Source organism: Acinetobacter sp. S40, from assembly GCF_016624705.1.
GTDB lineage: Bacteria > Pseudomonadota > Gammaproteobacteria > Pseudomonadales > Moraxellaceae > Acinetobacter.
The window spans coordinates 228,313-246,923 of sequence record NZ_JACVTU010000003.1; the positions used below are offsets into that span (position 1 = coordinate 228,313).

Here is an 18,611-nt window from a genome sequence, read left to right on the forward strand (position 1 = left end):
GATTTAACCCAGTCCTATCGTCAAAAAAACACAAATACCAGAAATCACAATGCTATAGATTGTAAGTTTTAGCAGGGATTGAACACAAAATGCCAAGATGACAAATAAAGCATAAAATAAAATAGCGCAAAATGCCGCTAGATAAACAGATTCAGCTTTGGGAAATGTCAGGTGAAATAAATAACTTAAAGCAACACTTAAGAATGCAGTGCAAATAAAACCGACAATAAAGGCAATAACGAAGCGATAGAACACCGCAAATCTGTAAGCTATAGAAAGAGAATGTGTTTTACTCATATTGGCTTGCTTCTTTTAAAATACTTAAGCCAAGCCTTGTGCTCAAGACTTGGCTTAATCGATTAATTAGTATTTAAATTTTACAGCTACGCTGTAGTTGGCGGGCGCTCCATAAAATCCTTGTGAATCTTGGAAATTATAAAGATACTTCTTGTCACCAATATTATTACCATTGGCTTGTACGGAAATATGTTTATTGATGTCATAGCTTGCCATGAGATTAACCAATGCAAAATCCTTCTGTTTAATCAGACCGTTTACATCTTCATTATAAAGACTTACATCATCCTGCCATTGCACACCTACACCAACTTTAAGTTTTGGAAGCGCAGGGACAGTATACGTTGTTAAGATATTAAACATCTGACTAGGGCTGTAAGTTCTGGCATGGCCCCCATTTTTAAGATCTTTTAGACTGAAATTAGTATATCCAAAAGACAGATCCAGAGCATCTGTCAATTTTCCTGCAAGACCGAGCTCTACACCTTGTGAACGTAAGTCACTGACAGGAGTTGTATGAGTAATGATATCGTTTGAGCGTAACGGATAATTACTTTCTTCAGTTCTAAATACAGCAAGAGTCCCTGTTAATTTATCTTCCATCCAAGAGCTTTTGATCCCAACTTCATAACTTTCGCCTTCAATTGGTTTAAGTGTTTGATAATTTTGATCTAGGCCAGTTTGTGGGCGGAAAATTGAAGTATAGCTGGCATAAGCAGTATATTCAGGAGTGATATTATAAGTGATACCAGCGTATGGTGACGTTTTTGATTTTTTATAATCTGCACGTTCCTCGGAACTATAATTATAACCTTTGCTGATGGCTTGAATAAAATTCACACCCAGTAATACTTTTAAATCATCATTTAAATGTAAACGAGTAGCACCATATACAGATTGTACTTTTTGGTAAATATCAGATGAGTTATCTTGAGTGGGTGTAGAATAATCCCAAGTTGGTTCATTCGGTGTCCAGCTTGCAAGATCTGTCGTTAAATGATCGGCATAAGCACCTGGATATGATTGCTCTTTGGTTGTATAAGATGTCCAGCTATAGCCCAAAACTGCTTCATGACGTTGACCTAGTAGAGGGAAGGTGCCTTGTACATTGGCATCGGCTTGCTTTTGTGTGTATTTACCATCAAAAGCAGAAGGCCAAAGATAAACACCACTGGTATTATCACTACTATCAGGCAGGCCAGAAAGATAAAGAAGTTTTGAGGTAGATTCTGTTTCTTTATTTGTAAATGTGACTTTGGCTTTCCAGTCTCCTCCAAGCTTCTGAGTCAACTCTGCAAACGCTGTTGTAACTGTATTGTCCCAGTGAGCCCAGTCTGGACTATAGTTATATTTACGATCATAGCTGAGTTGTTGACCTGCACTATTGAGTAAAGGTAATGCGCCCCAGTTTACGCCATTTGATAAAGTTTTTTCCTGACTAGCACCAATCGTCAGTAGTGTAGAGTCTGTTAAATCCGCATCAATAATAGCTGCAATGCCATTTTTTTCTTGTGAATAACGATCCAGATACGAGTCACCTGTTTGTTCAAAACCCATAACACGAGCACGAACACGCCCATCTTTTGTTAATGAGCCTGAAACATCTGCTTCATAACGTTGTTTATCCCATGATCCATAAGTGATTGCGCCGTTTGCCTGAAACTCTTGGGTTGGTCGTTTACGAATCATATTAATAGTGGCTGAAGGATCACCAAAAGCGTTGGTAATTGCATCTGCACCTTTAATAACCTCAACACGGTCATATAAAAAAGTGTCCGGATTGGTATTTTGATAATTATAACCTTCGGCAGGAAAACCTACGCCATCCACCAGAACGTTGGAAATTTCAAATCCACGCGCCATATACGTGCTACGTTCAGTTTCCTGATTGGCGACATAAATCCCCGGGGTATTTCTAAGAACTTCACGTGTGTCGGTGATATTGAAGTCATCCATTTGCTGACGAGTGACGACATTCACGGTCTGTGGCGTTTCCTGAGCATCAATATTGAGCTTGGTTGCGCTGCTACTTTTTTTGATAATATAGGATTTGGTTTGTTCTGAGCTTTGATTATCAGAAGCATCCGCCTGAAGTTCAATCACGGGTAAGGTTGTTTCTTCAGCATATGCAAGATGCGCCTGAAAAATTGCCAGCGTGATCAGTGATAACTTAAACAAAGATGGGTTGGATGGTTTCATGAGATAAAGTAATGTGAATAATTCTCATTTATTTTATTATTTAGCAGAACTTGCTACAATCTAATCGTCATCGTTAATTATGATGGTAATGATATTTCTGAATGTAATTTTAGATACGCTTATGTAACAAAAAAAGAAAACTCCAGATAACTTATGGAATTTCTTGATTATAAAACCAGTATGTTAAGATGATATCAGTTAGGAATTTTATGCAGGACGTTTGCAATTGTCTACACGAAAATTAAAAGTCGGCATTGTGGTTGGGGAAGTCTCAGGAGATACACTGGGCGTAAAACTTATGCGAAGTTTTCGTGAGCAAGGCATTGATGCTGAATTTGAGGGCATTGGTGGACCGCAAATGATTGCTGAAGGTTTTAAAAGCTATTATCCGATGGAAATATTGTCGGTGATGGGAATTATTGAAGTCTTAAAAGATCTCAAAAAATTATTTGCTGTACGAGATGGTTTGGTTGAAGTCTGGACTGAGCAGCCTGTTGATGTGTTTATTGGAATCGATGCGCCAGATTTTAATTTAAGACTTTCAAAAACCCTAAAAGAAAAAAATTTACCTATTAAAACCATACAATATGTAAGTCCTTCAGTTTGGGCCTGGCGTCAAGGGCGGGTTTATGGCATTAAGAAAACAATTGATCTCGTGCTGTGCCTTTTTCCTTTTGAAAAGAATTTTTATGAACAATATGGTGTACCCGCGGTTTTTGTCGGACATCCCTTGGCAAAACAACTTCCGTTAAATAATCCTATTCAGGATGCAAAGCGAGATTTAGGACTTGATCCTGAGAAACCATATGTTGCTCTATTGCCAGGAAGTCGTAGAGGGGAGGTCGAACGCCTTTTGCCTCTGTTATTAGGTTCCGCCAAAATTTTATCCACTAAATATCCAGATATTGAATATTTGATTCCTGCAATTAATGATGCACGTAAGACGCAAATAGAGTTAAGTGTCGAGCAAAGCGATCCAGCGCTTATTCCCAAATTACATATTCTTGAACATACCGATACAGAATCAAAAATTGGTCGAATGGTTATGAACGCCAGTGATATTGTAGCCTTGGCTTCAGGTACGGCAACATTAGAAGCCATGCTCTTGCATCGGCCAATGGTGACATTTTATAAGCTCAATGCTTTGACTTATTTTATTGCCAAGTTGTTAGTCAAAATTCCCTATTATTCTTTACCGAATATTATTGCGGGTAAAAAAGTGATTGAAGAGTTAATTCAGAAACAAGCCACACCTGAACGTTTAGCGCAGGAAATTGAATCGCTAATGGATATAGAAAAATCTAAGATTCAGTCCATGCAGCATCTTTCGATGCATAAACGTCTCATTTCTGGTGATACGCAAGATCCTGTTCAAGCAATTTTAACTTTGCTTGAACAGCCAGTTCAAAGTGAGAAAAAGGAGTGATTCACACTCCCTTTTTCCTCAGCTAGATCCTTTTAAGCTCTTAAAATAAGCTCATAACCTGTGTATTTACGAACGTTAATTACACCGATATCAAAAATTAGATATTGTCCCTTAATCCCGTGTAATACACCACGAATCTTGGGCGTTTTATCTAAGTTTAATGATTTAATTTTTTCTGGATACTGTTCTACTGGATATACAAACTCACGTGGTTGTTCATTTTCCAGTAGTTCAACTGATTCATTAAATTCAATATGCTGTCCAAATTCTTCACGAATGGTCTGAATTTTGGGTGCAAATTCTTCAATAATTTGATCACGCTGTTCGAGCAAATTTAGTGGTTCAGCTTCACCCTTTAACAGTTTTCGCCAATCAGTTTTATCTGCGATTTGAGTACCAAACAAAATTTCGAGTTGACCTGATAAACGCCGTGAACCCACTTTTAAAATTGGCAGGGCTTGTGTCGCACCTTGATCTAGCCAGCGCCCAGGCATATGGTTCACACGGGTGATCCCGACTTTAAGCGCACTGGAATTTGCCAAATAAACAATATGTGGCTGAAAACAGACATTGTGAGCAAAATCATCTTCACGGCAAGTGCCCAGATGATAATGGCAAGTTTCTGGTTTCATAATGCACAAATCACAAGACGCTTTGGTTTTAAAGCATTTAAAGCAATGTCCCTGAGAATAGGATTTTGGTGTTTTGGCACCACAAGACGTACAGTAAATATTGCCTGTCCATTCTATTTCAAGGTCTTGACCTGGAACGAATGGTAGATCAATTTCTGAACGGTCTAATATAAATTTGTATTCAACATTTGCCTTGCTTACGTGCTGATCAGTTACACTACAGTCTTTGAGCGCTGCGTGCATTTTATGACAAATGCCTTGTAGTTCCATCAATTTAACTCACATCAAAAAAGGTTGCAGTTATGGCTGAATTAAATGTCATCACTTCTATGCTAGACGATTTATCAAGTGAACAGCCCATACATACTGCACTCTGTATAGGTCAAAATATTGACCAAAATAGCGCAATCCAATGGCACTATTTTAACGTAAATGAGTTTTTAAATCTGCCTTTTAGTCAGCGTTATGACCTCGGTTTTGTAGTTTTTGATACGCCATTAACGATTACAATATCAGAAATCGAAAAGTCCCAACTTTTGGTAAAACTGCGTGACCTGATGGCAAAAAGAATCGTGGTGGTGAGTAAGCGCCAAGATGAAAAATTGCTTCGTGCTTTGGGTTTTACTCAACTCATTGATAAAACCTCTCATGAAGCAGACTTTGCCTTGTGGCAATTTAATATTTTGACTTATAAGCACGTACCTGACTGGTTTAATTCTAAATTTTGGGCAAATCCTGAGAATTGGGATAAGTTTCGCTGGTAATATTTGAGAGGCAGTTTATCTTGCAAAAATAAACAATTTGTCTTTTGGAAAGCTGCTCTGATCTAGTCTATGCTGAAGAAGGAACTCATATCTTCAGGATAAACATAATATGACGGATTTAACCAATATTGTTGAGATGCTGGCAAAACAGGCATTAGGTGGTCAACAATCTTCTCAAGGCGGTTTGGGTGGTATTTTGGGTTCGGTTTTGGGCCAGTTAGGTACGAATCAACCATCCCAAAATCAGACCAATTCTCAAAATCAAAATACTGATAGTGGACTGGGGGGTATTTTAGGCTCGGTGCTGAATCAATTTGGCGTGGGGAACAATACGCAAAGCTCGACGAATACCTCAGGCGGTTCTACACAGGCTTTACTAATTGCAGTGGTCCCCTTGATTTTGGCATGGATTCAAAAACAGGGAGGTTTACAAGGCGCACTAGATAAACTCAGAAACGTAGGTCTAGGATCTCAAGTACAAAGCTGGGTAGATCCTGAGCAAACGAATAATAATGTTCCTGCTGCAAATGTTCAGCAATTATTTGATGATCAGGATGTAGAACAAGTGGCAGAACAGACTCAAGTACCTAAACAGGATATTTATGGTGCGATTTCATCGGTTTTACCGCAAATTATTAATTCATTGACACCACAGGGTGATCAGACCAGTCACCAAGAAGCCAATCAAGACATACAAAATGTACTCAATATGGTTGGAAGTTTTTTAAAGAAATAAAAACTGTCTTTAGTTATCATTTTGAGGTATTGCTGATCAATCCCAGAAATACCTCAATCTCATTGAAAAAATAGATATAAAATACTATTTCGTGTACACCACGTTCCCTTCTTTAATGGTTTCTAAGACCTGAATGTCTTTAATTTCAGTAGGTTTAATCTTGAGTGGGTTTTGGTCAAGGATCACTAGATCAGCAAGCTTTCCTTGTTCTAGCGTTCCTTTTTGATTTTCCTCAAAGTATTGATAGGCGGCCCATGTTGTGATTGAACGTAAAGCATTGTAAGGGCTAATTCTTTCTTCTGGTCCAATGATATCTCCAGAACGGCTCGTACGATTTACCGCGGTAAATACAATCATCATGCTATTAGGCAATGCAACTGGGGCGTCATGATGTTCTGTAAAAATCATACCTTTATTTAAAGCTGTTTGTGCAGGAGAGATCTTATATGCACGGTCTTTACCAAGAGTTACATCGCGATGCCAGTCACCCCAATAATAGGTGTGCATAGAAAAAAAAGATGGGATGATATGTAAAGTTTTCATTTGATCAAGTTGGTCGAATCTAGCAGTCTGAGCATGAATTGCAACACTTCTACGGTCTTTTAAACCATATTTTTTAACCGCCTTATCTACAGCAGTGATGTATTCATCCAGTGCTGCGTCACCATTGACATGCGTCAAAATTTGCCAGTTATTTTTATATGCTGTATCTACAAGTTTATCGACTTCACTTTCAGTTGGAATAGCTGGATAACCCACATAGTTTTTGTTTTGTCCTTCAGGTGGATGAGTATATGGTTTAGTCAACCACGCAGTACGTCCTTGAGGAGAACCGTCCAGAGATAATTTTACCCCAGCCACTCGAAAGTGATGATCATATATTTTCTGAACCCCTGTTTTTTCCATATATGGAAGTTGTGCTTGAATATCTGGATAACACGCGACATCTACTTTCAGTTCGTTCTTTTGACCTAATTCTCGCCAAGTATTACAGGCTTCAGCTGTGGCACGACCTTCTTGTAATGTAGTAAAACCGAATTTGAGGTAGGAATTCATGCCTGCTAAAGCAATTTTGTCATTAGCATCTTGATCTAACTTTGCCATAGTGGCAAATAATGGACCAAAAAATGCCATTTCCTCTAAAACACCATTCGGTTGAGTTGAATTTTTTTCTCTACGGATGATGCCGCCTTGAGGATCAGGCGTTTGTGCATTATATCCAACCAATTCCAAGGCCTTATGATTCATTACGCCCAAGTGTCCTGATTGGTGAACAATAAGAACAGGATAGTCGGTGGAAACTTTATCCAGATCATCAGCCGTCGGGTGTCGTTGCTCTTTTAATTGAGAGTCATCATAACCAAAGCCAATAATCCATTTATATTTACCCACCAAATTTTGATTCTTATCTTTCCATTGATTTAATTGAGAAATAATGGATTCGATATCGGTTACTGAACCATCTGGCGGAGCCAGAAGATTAGCTGAAATAGCCTGAATCCCCGCATTATAGGCATGACCATGCGCATCAATAAAACCAGGTAATAATGTTTTTCCTTTCAAATCGATAGGCGTGATGATGCTTGCTTGTTGTTTTGCCTGATTGAGTGGTCCTACAAATTTAATTTTTCCATCCTGAACCAGAACTGCTTCCGCATACTGGGGTTGATCACCAGTCATTGTAATAATGTCACCATTAAAATACAGTTGGCTTGGATGTAAATAGACTTGATTTTTGGGTGGAGAGCTTGAGCAACCGATGAGCAAAGGTAGAAATAAACACATAGAAAGCATGCGTTGATCAATTTTCATATTTTAGCACCCTTGGCATTTTTGTGATGATTTATATTGAATTTATAAGGATTAGTTATACTTATATTCCTCGGAATATATTTATTTTTATAGTGGATTTTATTTAAAATTGATAGATGTGATAAGGATAAGTTGAGCTATTTTTGTTGTACGCTCTAAATATTATTGCCGATTATACGCCTGTCTAGTGATTCGTTATAAGATTTTGTGTTTTTGACAAATATCACTTTCAATGACAGGCAATTTATATCTGAACATCCGTTTTTTGTATGTGTGTAAATAAGTTTAAAATAACTTTTGCTGTAACAACTGTGCTCCAATCCAGTGTTTGGAAAATTGATAAGCAGCGCGACCTGAGCGTTGTCCTCTTAACTGACACCATCTCAAGCTTTCTGCACGCACGTCATCATTAAAATCCAAGCCTGATTTTTTAATGTAATGTTCAACAATTTCAAGATATAAAACCTGATTCATAGGATAAAATGAAAGCCATAAACCAAAGCGATCTGATAGGGAAATTTTTTCTTCAATTGCTTCTTGTGGGTGTAGTTCAGTATGTTGAGGAACATCTACCTTGAGAACAGGCGTATTTTCATGCATAAATTCTGGTAAAAGATGACGACGGTTGCTTGTCGCATAAATGATAAAGTTACTGGAACCAGATTGTAGAGAACCATCTAACACACTTTTGAGACTACGATAATTTTCATCTTCTGCATTAAATGCTAAATCATCACAATAAACGATATATTTTTCAGATCGATTTTGAATAATTTTTTGAATAAGGGGTAAGTCAGAAAGATCATCACGCTCAATCTCGATTAGACGCAACCCACGATCTGCGTATTGAGTCAGAAGCGCTCTCACAATGGAGGATTTACCCGTGCCTCTCGAGCCTGTCAGTAAGACATCATTGGCTGGCAAACCTTCAAGAAACTGTAATGTATTTTGGATAATCTTTTGTTTTTGCAGATCAATACCGAGTAAGTCCTCCAAAAAAACCTGTTTTGGTTGATAAATGGGGATGAGCTGTTTGTTTTGCCATTTAAAGGCTGGCGCGTCGAAATCTGGCTCCTGAAGAACGTCTGGCAAGGTTTGATGCAACTGCTTTAACACCAGAGAAAGTGTCTGAATCAGATGATCAGGGAGTTCAAAATTTGCCATGTTGATTCCTTTATAGTCATTGCAACATGATCATACAATTTCTTTTATAAGGTTTCAAAATAAACCTGCGTATAGATGAACCGAACATTTTGGCAATTGACCCTGCGTTGATCCGCTTGCATAGTGCATAGAATTATCCAGAATCAGGATTTGACTTGGTATGTTGGGAAAACTTAAACAGGATATGAACTCACATCAGCTACATCGTATAAAAAAGCTGAAATATCAATTAAAAAATGCTGAATCTTATGATGAGTGGAAATCTATCGCTTTAAAGCTCGACGAAGAAACGGGATCGCAAGAGTGGAAATATGATAATAGCTCGCCTTATTTTAACGCTGAAGTTATTTCTTATCGTCTCAATCTATTACGTAAATATCGCAATCAAAAAAGAGTATTAGACGCACTTTATCTTTTGCAAGAAGGTTTGACTCATGATATTGCGAATATTGGTCATCCCATGTTATTCACTGTGAGCTATGTGGGAACCAAACAGTTAATTGAAGACTATGTCGAAGAAGTGAGCCATTGTTTAACTTTTATAGCAATAAGCACCTGTCAGACATTATCAATTCCACAAAAAATTCATTTTTTTGAAACCTGTCAAAAGGCTTATGGACAGCCTGCGCTTATGTTTTCAGGCGGGGCAACATTAGGGCTGTTTCATACGGGTGTATGTAAAGCATTAATGGAACAGGATTTAATGCCCAAAGTACTTTCAGGGTCGAGTGCTGGCGCTATCATGGCGGGTATGCTTGGAACCTCTCGACTCGCAGATATTCCAGATATTCTAAAAGGTGAGCAGTTCTTTTCAGAAGCGTTTCACTTTAGAAGGCTATCTGACATTTTAAAAGGCGATGGGGGGCTTGCGGATGTCAAATATTTAAAAAATTTCTTGATTGAAAATTTAGGGGATTTGACCTTTGCCGAAGCTTATAAAAAATCTGGATTGCATACCAATGTGGCAGTTGCTCCGTATGATGCATCACAAAATCCACGTATTATGAATGCTTATACTGCACCTAATCTCATGGTCTGGAGTGCGGTTTTAGCTTCTTGTGCGGTTCCTGTATTATTTCCTCCGGTTCGATTGACCAGCAAACGTTACGATGGAATATATACGCCGTATATGGCCAATGCAAAATGGGTAGATGGCAGCGTACGCAGTGATTTTCCACAGGAAAAAATGGCACGGTTATACAATTTAAACTACACCATTGCCAGCCAGGTCAATCCGCATGTGGTTCCATTTATGCAAAGTGATCAATCTAGATATCGTAAAGACCTGTTAAGCTGGCCTCAGCGGATTTTACGCCGTCAGGGCAAAGTAGTAGCAATGGGACTTATGGACTTTACTCGTGAAAGACTCGGACGTGTGCCACCTGTACGACGTTTGCTGGATCATGGATATGGTATTGTCGGACAGCGCTATTATGGCGATGTAAACATTATTGGGGGTTTTAACCTGCGGAATTATGGTTATATGCTACAGAATCCACGTCCTCAGCTCTTTAAGCTCCTACAGCAAGAAGGAGAACGCGCCACGTGGCCGAAAATTTCTTCTATTGAGATTCATGCGCGTATTGGTAAAACCATTCAGCATTGTCTGGAAATGTTGCAATATCAGGAACAACAACATTTGACCAAAACAACTGTTTAATTAGCAATGTTTGAACATTTTAAAGATTTAAATTTACACACTAAACCCAAAAGTTTAGTACTAGGTCGTAGACTATATACTGTTGAATATCGACAGCAAAACTTTTGGTTAAAACTACAATTACAAGACTCTCATTCTATGGGCAGTAGAGTTGGTTTTGAACAAGAGCTAAATTTCTACCGCAAAATGAAAGGTTCTGCTGATTTCGTATTACCTGTTCAGTTAATTGAGGTAAAAAATTCTTTTACAGAAAAGCTTTATCCCTGGGGAATATTATTACCTCATGCTGATTTATATTTTAATCATTCGGTCTCTGGTCTGACGCTGAACAAAATTAAGCAATATATAGCAAGCGCGTTACTTACACTTGGCAAACTTCATGCATCAGGCTGGATACATGGAGATTTAAAAACTGAACATTTCGTGCAATATCAGAATAATGTCTATCTTATTGATTTTGAACAATGTCAGGAAGTAAACAGTATGGATTCTACTGAAATGACAGCGACACCTCATTATATGGCACCTGAGTTATTTCATGGCGAACAAAAGACGATTCAAAGTGATTTATATGCGTTGGGGATTATATTGTTTGAATGGCTCACTCAGCAGCGACTTAGCGCCAGTAATTATACGCAATGGGCTATTCTACATTGTCAGCAATTCCAAATAGAGCTGCCTACAGATTTACAATATTTTTCTCCTTTATTAAAGGGTTTACTAAGCAAGCACAGAAATGCGCGGTTTAATGATGTAAATCAGGCATTAAACGTACTTAACTCCACAAAACTGTCGATATAATAAACATAAGTTTTTGATTTGTTTTTTATTTAATCAACCAATTGGTTTTTTTATAAAAAATACTTGTCACGATCCTACCTTCTCTATAATATACACAGCCATCGGGGGCGTGGCGAAATTGGTAGACGCACTGGATTTAGGTTCCAGCGCCGCAAGGTGTAAGAGTTCGAGTCTCTTCGCCCCCACCATATTAAGTAAGAAAATATCTTGCTTATTTATAATGAGAAGAAGATCTTCAAGTTATAAGTTGTAGAGGATTGGTGTAATGGTAGCATGACGGTCTCCAAAACCGTTCGTCAAGGTTCGAGTCCTTGATCCTCTGCCAGAATTTAGTAGTAAAAAAGGTGCTTATTAGAAGCACCTTTTTTATTGCCACATTTTTCATGATCGGCGCTCTTCAAATTACTCGCGTAATAACATTATAAAAATGACATTCAGAAAATAAAAAAATACGCATAAAAGGCGGGGTTTAAAATTTTTGATCGCTGACCAGATAAAGTGGTCATATTACTTGAAGAAACAGATGTAAAAATAGTAGAGATTTTTTGAGATTCCACTTAACTACAAGGCGTGTTTAACATGTATGCGCAGTAAAAACTCAGAACAAATGCTAATGTCACCTTTAAACAGCATTAATATCATAAGGGACAGGGCTTATCATATAAATCTGTATCAAATCAAATAAATAACTGGGTTTATTTTTTCTATAAAATGGCTTGCATGATTTTCTATGGCTTTGGAGAGTGTAAATTGTCCTTAAAAATCGAATTCTTATCGGTAATGTTCAACTTACTGAATAACTTAAAGAAAGCAGCGCAAATTTATATTTATGATAATGATATAAGGCATTTTAGTTTTTTAATTTTGCGATTTTAATGGAAAAAGATAAGTAGGGGATTAAGGCAGTGTGATTGATTCAAAGAAACACGGAATAAATACTCACGTGGTTTTTTATCAAATTTTTAAAAAATTTAAAATTAGTAAATATACATGATTGATGTTAAGATATAGCTGACCGAAATTGTTCAGATACAGTAGGTTTGAGTTGTTAATGGGCATGTGTTCCTAGACATAATAAAAGTAACCGATATTTTTTATTCAAATTCAAATCCCTATGCACATCGCATGATTAAACATATTGGTCATAATAACAATCCCATATATTTCAGATTGTTATTTAGCATTAATCTTATGATTAAAATCGACACACATGTGTCTCACTAGCTGATGTAACTGTTTTAGATCTTAGGCGAGCAGCCTTTAACTTATCGCTATCCTTCTGGATAAATGTAATTTAATTCTTTTTCTGATTACAAAAGCTCATATTTATGGGTTTTATAATGAATATTATGAATGGCTGGACTACAGCCAAAGCAGTAAATGGTGATGTTATTCGAGTGAATATCATTCCTTTTGAGATGGTTCAAAATAACTTGAACGGCCAGATCTTAGTTGAAGTCTCTAAACAGGTCGAACTTGAATCTGGAGCCAAGATGAAATTAAATCTAGATGGGAAATCGTTCTATATTGAATTAAATAAACTCTACAAATTGTAAGTTATTTTGGGTCAATAGAATTAATTAGAGCAACCATTCATGTTAATGAAACATATTAATCACACTACTTCAAGGTTTAAGCTTGTCTATTATGCTGACAATGTTTTGCAAACCTTTGAAGTAGACATAGAAAAAGTCATGACTTATGGCCTTTTAGAATAGAGCAAAGGCGTTGTGGATAGCTCTAAATAATCACAGGCCTGGCACGGCTGTAAAATTATCTTTAAATTTTTCTCAATCTCAAGAGTAACTTTATTTATTCACGTTATAGTCATTTAATCTGATCTAATGGGGTGTTTTAAGTTGATTAAAAATTTCCAAAATGTACATTTATATTCAGAATCATTTTCCTAAATAAAAATTAATTGTACCAGTTAGCTTAATTTATGAATATCGTAAGGTGCTCATTTTAAAGACCTCTATAACTTTGTAAATAATATGATTGAAGATCAAGCCGTCATTAACTTTTAATTGGTTCATAAATTCCCATAATTCAAATGGACAAAACTCTTGAGTGTCTTCAAAAATCCATAACCACTCATTAGTTTCAGACAGCGTAAACTTATCAAAGCTTATCTCTTTAATTTTTATAACTTTTCTTATATTTTCTTTGTCGTCTTGAATAATAAGTAAATAGTTTACTATTATGGAGTTAGACATTATTTTATCCTTTTTAAATATAAATTGATAAATTAAGTATTTAAAAAATAGAAAATAAATTTTAATGTCTAATTTTAAAAATTTAATCGGTCAGTAGGCTAGTCATGAAAAAGTATGGAATTAATAGGCGGGTTGTATTTAATAAATTATATCATGAATCCCTTTATTTCTTATAAATTATTAAGTATTATGTAAAATAAAATATATTTTACAATATGTGAAAATATTAATTTTAGATTATATTTTATATGCCGTATTCAACTCCTAATTATTCATTAGGAAAGTCCGATAAATTAAATTGAAAAAATGTATACATCTTAGATGAATTGATGTATCATATGAAGTGACTAGAAAAATGGCATATTAGTTAAATTTTTCTTTAAGTATCGCAGTGTTATTCATAATCCTTCGTTTTTTAGATTCTTCAGCTCAATTTGTTACATTTTCCATGTTAAATCTGTCATTATGACGCTAAATTATTAAAATTTGTAGGTAAGATTATGTCTAATACCGTAACTGGCACAGTAAAATGGTTTAATGAAACTAAAGGCTTTGGCTTTATTCAGCAAGATTCTGGTCCAGATGTTTTTGCTCATTTTAAAGAAATCGCTAGCTCTGGCTTCAAAACATTGCATGAAGGTCAACGTGTTTCATTCAGTATCGTTAATGGTCAAAAAGGCCCAAGCGCTGTGAATATCATTGCTCAATAAGATTTGATTCAAATAAAAGCACCTTCGGGTGCTTTTATTGTTATGAAAGTCCTAAAAATACAATTTTTATAGAACTGATAATTTTTTGAACATTTGTCATTTTTTTTGCTATATAAGCCTAAAATCTAGTCAAATACTATAAAATTGGGATTGCATAGCATATGGATTACGACTAGAATTCGTTTCGTAGCGTGATATAGCGCAATTAGCAAAAAATGTTTTTTTGCAAAATTTAGATTGAAAAATCCCAGTTTTGGGGGCGTGGCGAAATTGGTAGACGCACTGGATTTAGGTTCCAGCGCCGCAAGGTGTAAGAGTTCGAGTCTCTTCGCCCCCACCATATTAATTCATTGAGTTTGTAAATAAATTACTTCGGCTTGATGAGTTTTAAAATTAGATTGAATCTAATTAAAAAGAACCTGCTTAATTGCAGGTTTTTTTATATATAGAGAAATGTAAATTAAATTGATCGATCAGGCAAATCTAATGCTTTAAATCATTAGAATAATTTCACATTTCAATTATTGCAATTTAATTTAATCTTAATAAAGAAAATCATTAAAGGTGCCTCATATTAAATCTCTTCATCCTTATTTTGATGCACAATAAAATTACATTGCACCAATTTAAATCATTAAAATATATAGAATTATTGAATATTCATGTTATGCATTTTTTGCATAGTGAATTCATTTTTTGCATTGTTATTTCTTTTAAAAACAGTAGAAACTTTTTCAAATTGATTAAATCTTGAATAGTTTGTGATAAACGAGAATTTTATTTAAAAGCGAAGTTTTTTGTTTATAAATTTAAATTAATCAATATTAAAAAAGTTATAGGGCTGTACGTTAGTTTTACTAACGGAAATAAGGGAATAATTTTATGAATCAAAAAAAACTACTGAAATATATTTTGATTGCTATGGCATCGGGTGTATTCGTAGGATGGGCTTGTCATAGTAGTATGGATTCTGCACAGGCGGGCCAAGCAGCATCATATTTTAAAATTCTGACCGATGTTTTTCTCAGATTGATTAAAATGATTGTTGCTCCTTTGGTGTTTGCCACTATTGTCTCAGGTTTGATTTCAATGGGAAAATCATCTTCATTGGGTTCAATTACCTTAAAAGCCATGACATGGTTTGTAAGTGCATCATTTATTTCGCTATTACTTGGGATGGGATTGGCCAATCTTTTCCAACCCGGTGCTGGTATGAATCTGACTATACCGGTTGAACACGTGGATGTGAGTGTAACTGCAACCAATTTGAGTCTGCAAAATTTTATTACGCATATCTTTCCGCGCAGCTTTGCTGAAGCAATGGCAAATAATGAAATTCTTCAAATTCTTGTTTTTTCAATATTTTTTGGATCCGCTTTGGCATATGTACATCATCAGAGTAAAGAGGGCACAATCATTGCAAAACTCATTGATGAACTTTGTCGAATCATGTTTCGTATCACAGATTATGTTATGTCATTTGCGCCTGTCGCGGTCTTTGCTGCGATCGCTTCAGCAATTACCTTACAAGGGCCTAAGTTACTGATTGATTATAGTATTTTTATTGGTGAATTTTACATCGGTTTAATGTTGCTTTGGACGTGTTTAATTGGTTTGGGTTATGTTTTCCTTAAAAAAGATGTTTTCCGTTTACTTAGAGACGTACGTGAGCCAACAGTTCTGGCTTTTGCAACGGCAAGCAGTGAATCTGCATATCCAAAGACCATGACTGCATTGGAAAAGTTTGGCGTGCCCAAGCGGGTTGCTAGCTTCGTATTACCGTTAGGTTATTCATTCAATCTGGATGGTTCCATGATGTACATGGCTTTTGCTGTTCTTTTTATCGCGCAAGCTTACAATATTGACCTAAGTTTTTCGCAGCAGGCACTTATTCTTCTAACTTTAATGATTACGAGTAAAGGAATTGCTGGGGTTTCACGTGCCTCCATTGTAGTTATTGCTGCGACTTTAGCCATGTTTAAGCTCCCTGAAGCAGGCATTTTACTTATTTTGGCCATCGACCATTTTCTAGATATGGGACGTACAGCAACAAATGTGATTGGAAACAGCATCGCAACTGCTGTAATCGCAAAATCAGAGGCAATGGAGGAATTGCAGGAAGAGGAACAGACAGATGCTGTTGTTGATTCTCTTATGTTGGTTAATAATCCTAAAGATTAAGTGGTGTACAAAAATGAAAAGACCTAAACTTAACGTTTAGGTCTGATTTTTATCATTATAGATGAAAGAGCAACTTATCTATCGATAAGCCAATTGTCCAAATAAATAAACCATGATCATAAGTGTGAAAATGGTTGAGGAAACCAGAACAACTTCTACAGTTTTCATAACCCCACCTTTTTATAATTGTTGAATTTTTGTTATACAGTAAAAATGTAAGTAATGCAATGAGAATTATTCTCAATATTATATATGTATAGCAAAATTTAAGCTTTAAGCGCGATATCAGTACCATTTAAATAGAAAAAAATCGATAAAAATAAAAAATAGCACCAATAAAGATGCTATTTACACCTTTTTCTTTTATTCAATTTTAAAGTTTTTCACTCAGTTTATTTTTAAATTTTTTATCGCGAAAAATAAATCGTATCCAACCTAAGCTTTCAAATGATCTTCAAACTCTTCACCTAGTTGTATCGCTAAATTATTACCCGCAAGATCACAGGTCACCAAACCGTATTCTTTTTTAAAACTAAAGGTAAAGCCTTTGCCATCCGCCAAGTTTTTAACAGAATATCCAAGCTTTTCCAACCAAATACGAAATGCAATTAAATTTTTAGCTTTGACCACTTTTTTCATTAGGATGTTCTCCATATCATCTACATCAATAGTTTATTAATAAGGGTAAGTTCAAATTTTTTAAAGGGGCAAACTGTGTAATAATTTTTCAATTTATTTAATCCTAATCAAATTATTCAAATGAATGATCATTTTTTGTGTTCTATAGAATTTTCTAAATCCCATTTACAAGATGTCAAATTTCATCATTTTTTAATTTATTGATTATTAATATAATATTTAGATTATAAAAAATTGATTCAAATTTCTTTTTTAAATGTTTCCAAATATTTCTTTTAGAATAGATGTAAAAATATATTTCCTATGTAATAAAATTAAAACCATACATTGCTTGGACTAAAAAAAATTTCACCAAGCAATGCAAGTTATGAAGACTTTTTTAAATTAATAACTTAGAAATGGTCTTTTAATGTACGTATTCTGGCAAATTCTTCTGCACTATCTGTACGTAAAAAGGGATTGGTTTCGAGCTCTAACTGAATAGTGCTAGGCAATGTAATTTGATGATTTTCACTGAGCTTCTGAACTTTTTCTGCGCGATCCTGTAAGGCAAGATTATGTGGTTCAACTGTTAATGCAAATTGGGCATTTGCAAGGGTATATTCATGGGTGCAGTAAACCTTTGTGCGAGGCGGTAGCGCCGCTAAACGATTCAAAGAATGATACATTTGTTCAAATGTGCCTTCAAAAACTCGACCACAACCCATTGAAAATAAAGTATCTCCACAAAAAAGACAGTCGATTTCATCTATAAAATAAACAATATGGCCTAAGGTATGGCCTGGTGTGGCAATAATTTCGATATTTAATTGATTAAATTTAAATTGATCTTCATGTTGGAGAGCGTGTGTAATAAAAGGAATTTTACTTAATTCTTCACGAGGGCCATAAACTGGGATAGGCTGCTTGGCAATCAGAGCGGGAACGCCTCCAATATGATCTTTATGCCAATGAGTCAACCAAATTTGAGTCAGTTTTAATTGATGTCGATCACAAAAATCCAGCACCAGTTTTGATTCGGTTGGATCAATTGCGATAACTTCTTGCGTTTCTGTATCTTCAAGCATCCATATATAATTTTTTAAATCATTCTGGACATCAATAAAGTGAACCTGATAACGCATTTTTTTATCCTAAATTAAATAACAGTTTATGTGTCGAAGATCTATTTTTCAGAATTATCATAGCAGATATTTAGAACAAACTTTGCTTAGCTTTTGATGTTTAAATTTTTAATAGTGATGAATTTATCATTCTCATCTAAAATAATAATCTGGTTAGAATTTTGGTTTTAATTTTATGATTTTATTATAGATTTAAAAATTTTATAACTCTATGATGTGCTATATGGAAATGAGTAATTAATGTATCGAA

Annotated in this window: 16 protein-coding genes and 3 tRNA genes; 11 read left to right on the plus strand and 8 right to left on the minus strand. The window is 35.5% G+C overall.

All coding sequences use genetic code 11. From position 1 onward, the window contains the following. Positions 1–3: 3 nt before the first annotated feature. On the minus strand, positions 4–297 hold the full coding sequence (locus tag IAE19_RS06130; RefSeq protein ID WP_200460055.1) for a hypothetical protein: 294 nt from the start codon (positions 295–297) through the stop codon (positions 4–6). Between the two features lie 66 nt (positions 298–363). Further along, positions 364–2,496: a TonB-dependent siderophore receptor gene (locus IAE19_RS06135; protein ID WP_200460056.1), complete on the minus strand. Its 2,133-nt coding sequence runs from the start codon at positions 2,494–2,496 to the stop codon at positions 364–366. 226 nt (positions 2,497–2,722) lie between these two features. On the opposite strand from IAE19_RS06135, the gene lpxB reads away from it, so the two are divergent. Then, complete coding sequence (lpxB, locus tag IAE19_RS06140) at positions 2,723–3,922, plus strand: lipid-A-disaccharide synthase (protein WP_200460057.1); 1,200 nt, start codon at positions 2,723–2,725, stop codon at positions 3,920–3,922. Between the two features lie 32 nt (positions 3,923–3,954). Here the strand turns inward: lpxB and IAE19_RS06145 are convergent, their stop codons facing one another. Beyond that, positions 3,955–4,824, minus strand: coding sequence for a DUF2797 domain-containing protein (locus IAE19_RS06145; protein ID WP_200460282.1), 870 nt, complete (start codon positions 4,822–4,824; stop codon positions 3,955–3,957). A 32-nt stretch (positions 4,825–4,856) separates the two neighbouring features. Here IAE19_RS06145 and IAE19_RS06150 point away from each other — a divergent pair, with 32 nt between their 5' ends. Then, complete coding sequence (locus IAE19_RS06150) at positions 4,857–5,318, plus strand: DUF6231 family protein (protein ID WP_200460058.1); 462 nt, start codon at positions 4,857–4,859, stop codon at positions 5,316–5,318. A 109-nt stretch (positions 5,319–5,427) separates the two neighbouring features. Continuing rightward, complete coding sequence (locus IAE19_RS06155; protein WP_200460059.1) at positions 5,428–6,054, plus strand: YidB family protein; 627 nt, start codon at positions 5,428–5,430, stop codon at positions 6,052–6,054. A gap of 84 nt (positions 6,055–6,138) precedes the next feature. Here IAE19_RS06155 and IAE19_RS06160 read toward each other — a convergent pair whose 3' ends face one another. Together IAE19_RS06160 and IAE19_RS06165 are read right to left on the minus strand one after the other, a co-directional pair. Next, positions 6,139–7,866, minus strand: a complete 1,728-nt coding sequence (locus IAE19_RS06160; protein WP_200460060.1) for an amidohydrolase — start codon at positions 7,864–7,866, stop codon at positions 6,139–6,141. 285 nt (positions 7,867–8,151) lie between these two features. Continuing rightward, the gene (locus IAE19_RS06165; protein WP_200460061.1) at positions 8,152–9,030 is read right to left on the minus strand and encodes an ATP-binding protein; all 879 of its coding nucleotides are present in this window, start codon (positions 9,028–9,030) and stop codon (positions 8,152–8,154) included. A 160-nt stretch (positions 9,031–9,190) separates the two neighbouring features. On the opposite strand from IAE19_RS06165, the gene IAE19_RS06170 reads away from it, so the two are divergent. From IAE19_RS06170 to IAE19_RS06190, 5 genes are all read left to right on the plus strand, one after another. Continuing rightward, a complete protein-coding gene (locus tag IAE19_RS06170; protein ID WP_200460062.1) occupies positions 9,191–10,690 on the plus strand; it encodes a DUF3336 domain-containing protein in 1,500 nt (499 codons plus the stop codon). Between the two features lie 6 nt (positions 10,691–10,696). Next, entirely contained in the window at positions 10,697–11,491 is a 795-nt protein-coding gene (locus IAE19_RS06175; RefSeq protein WP_200460063.1) for a protein kinase domain-containing protein, read from the plus strand. Between the two features lie 103 nt (positions 11,492–11,594). Further along, a tRNA-Leu gene (locus tag IAE19_RS06180) sits at positions 11,595–11,679 on the plus strand. Positions 11,680–11,742: 63 nt separating this feature from the next. Continuing rightward, a tRNA-Trp gene (locus IAE19_RS06185) sits at positions 11,743–11,816 on the plus strand. 1,015 nt (positions 11,817–12,831) lie between these two features. Then, on the plus strand, positions 12,832–13,047 hold the full coding sequence (locus IAE19_RS06190; protein WP_200460064.1) for a transposase: 216 nt from the start codon (positions 12,832–12,834) through the stop codon (positions 13,045–13,047). 384 nt (positions 13,048–13,431) lie between these two features. Here the strand turns inward: IAE19_RS06190 and IAE19_RS06195 are convergent, their stop codons facing one another. Next, positions 13,432–13,707: a hypothetical protein gene (locus IAE19_RS06195; protein WP_200460065.1), complete on the minus strand. Its 276-nt coding sequence runs from the start codon at positions 13,705–13,707 to the stop codon at positions 13,432–13,434. Positions 13,708–14,207: 500 nt separating this feature from the next. Between IAE19_RS06195 and IAE19_RS06200 the strand changes: the two genes are divergently transcribed. The 3 genes from IAE19_RS06200 to IAE19_RS06210 all read left to right on the plus strand — a co-directional run bounded on the left by IAE19_RS06200 (position 14,208) and on the right by IAE19_RS06210 (position 16,598). After that, complete coding sequence (locus tag IAE19_RS06200) at positions 14,208–14,417, plus strand: cold-shock protein (RefSeq protein ID WP_200460066.1); 210 nt, start codon at positions 14,208–14,210, stop codon at positions 14,415–14,417. 255 nt (positions 14,418–14,672) lie between these two features. After that, a tRNA-Leu gene (locus IAE19_RS06205) sits at positions 14,673–14,757 on the plus strand. A 542-nt stretch (positions 14,758–15,299) separates the two neighbouring features. Beyond that, the gene (locus IAE19_RS06210; protein WP_200460067.1) at positions 15,300–16,598 is read left to right on the plus strand and encodes a dicarboxylate/amino acid:cation symporter; all 1,299 of its coding nucleotides are present in this window, start codon (positions 15,300–15,302) and stop codon (positions 16,596–16,598) included. 435 nt (positions 16,599–17,033) lie between these two features. Here IAE19_RS06210 and IAE19_RS06215 read toward each other — a convergent pair whose 3' ends face one another. Together IAE19_RS06215 and gloB are read right to left on the minus strand one after the other, a co-directional pair. Next, positions 17,034–17,237, minus strand: coding sequence for a hypothetical protein (locus IAE19_RS06215; RefSeq protein WP_120369011.1), 204 nt, complete (start codon positions 17,235–17,237; stop codon positions 17,034–17,036). 392 nt (positions 17,238–17,629) lie between these two features. Then, entirely contained in the window at positions 17,630–18,361 is a 732-nt protein-coding gene (gene gloB, locus IAE19_RS06220) for a hydroxyacylglutathione hydrolase (protein WP_200460068.1), read from the minus strand. Positions 18,362–18,611 lie beyond the last annotated feature (250 nt).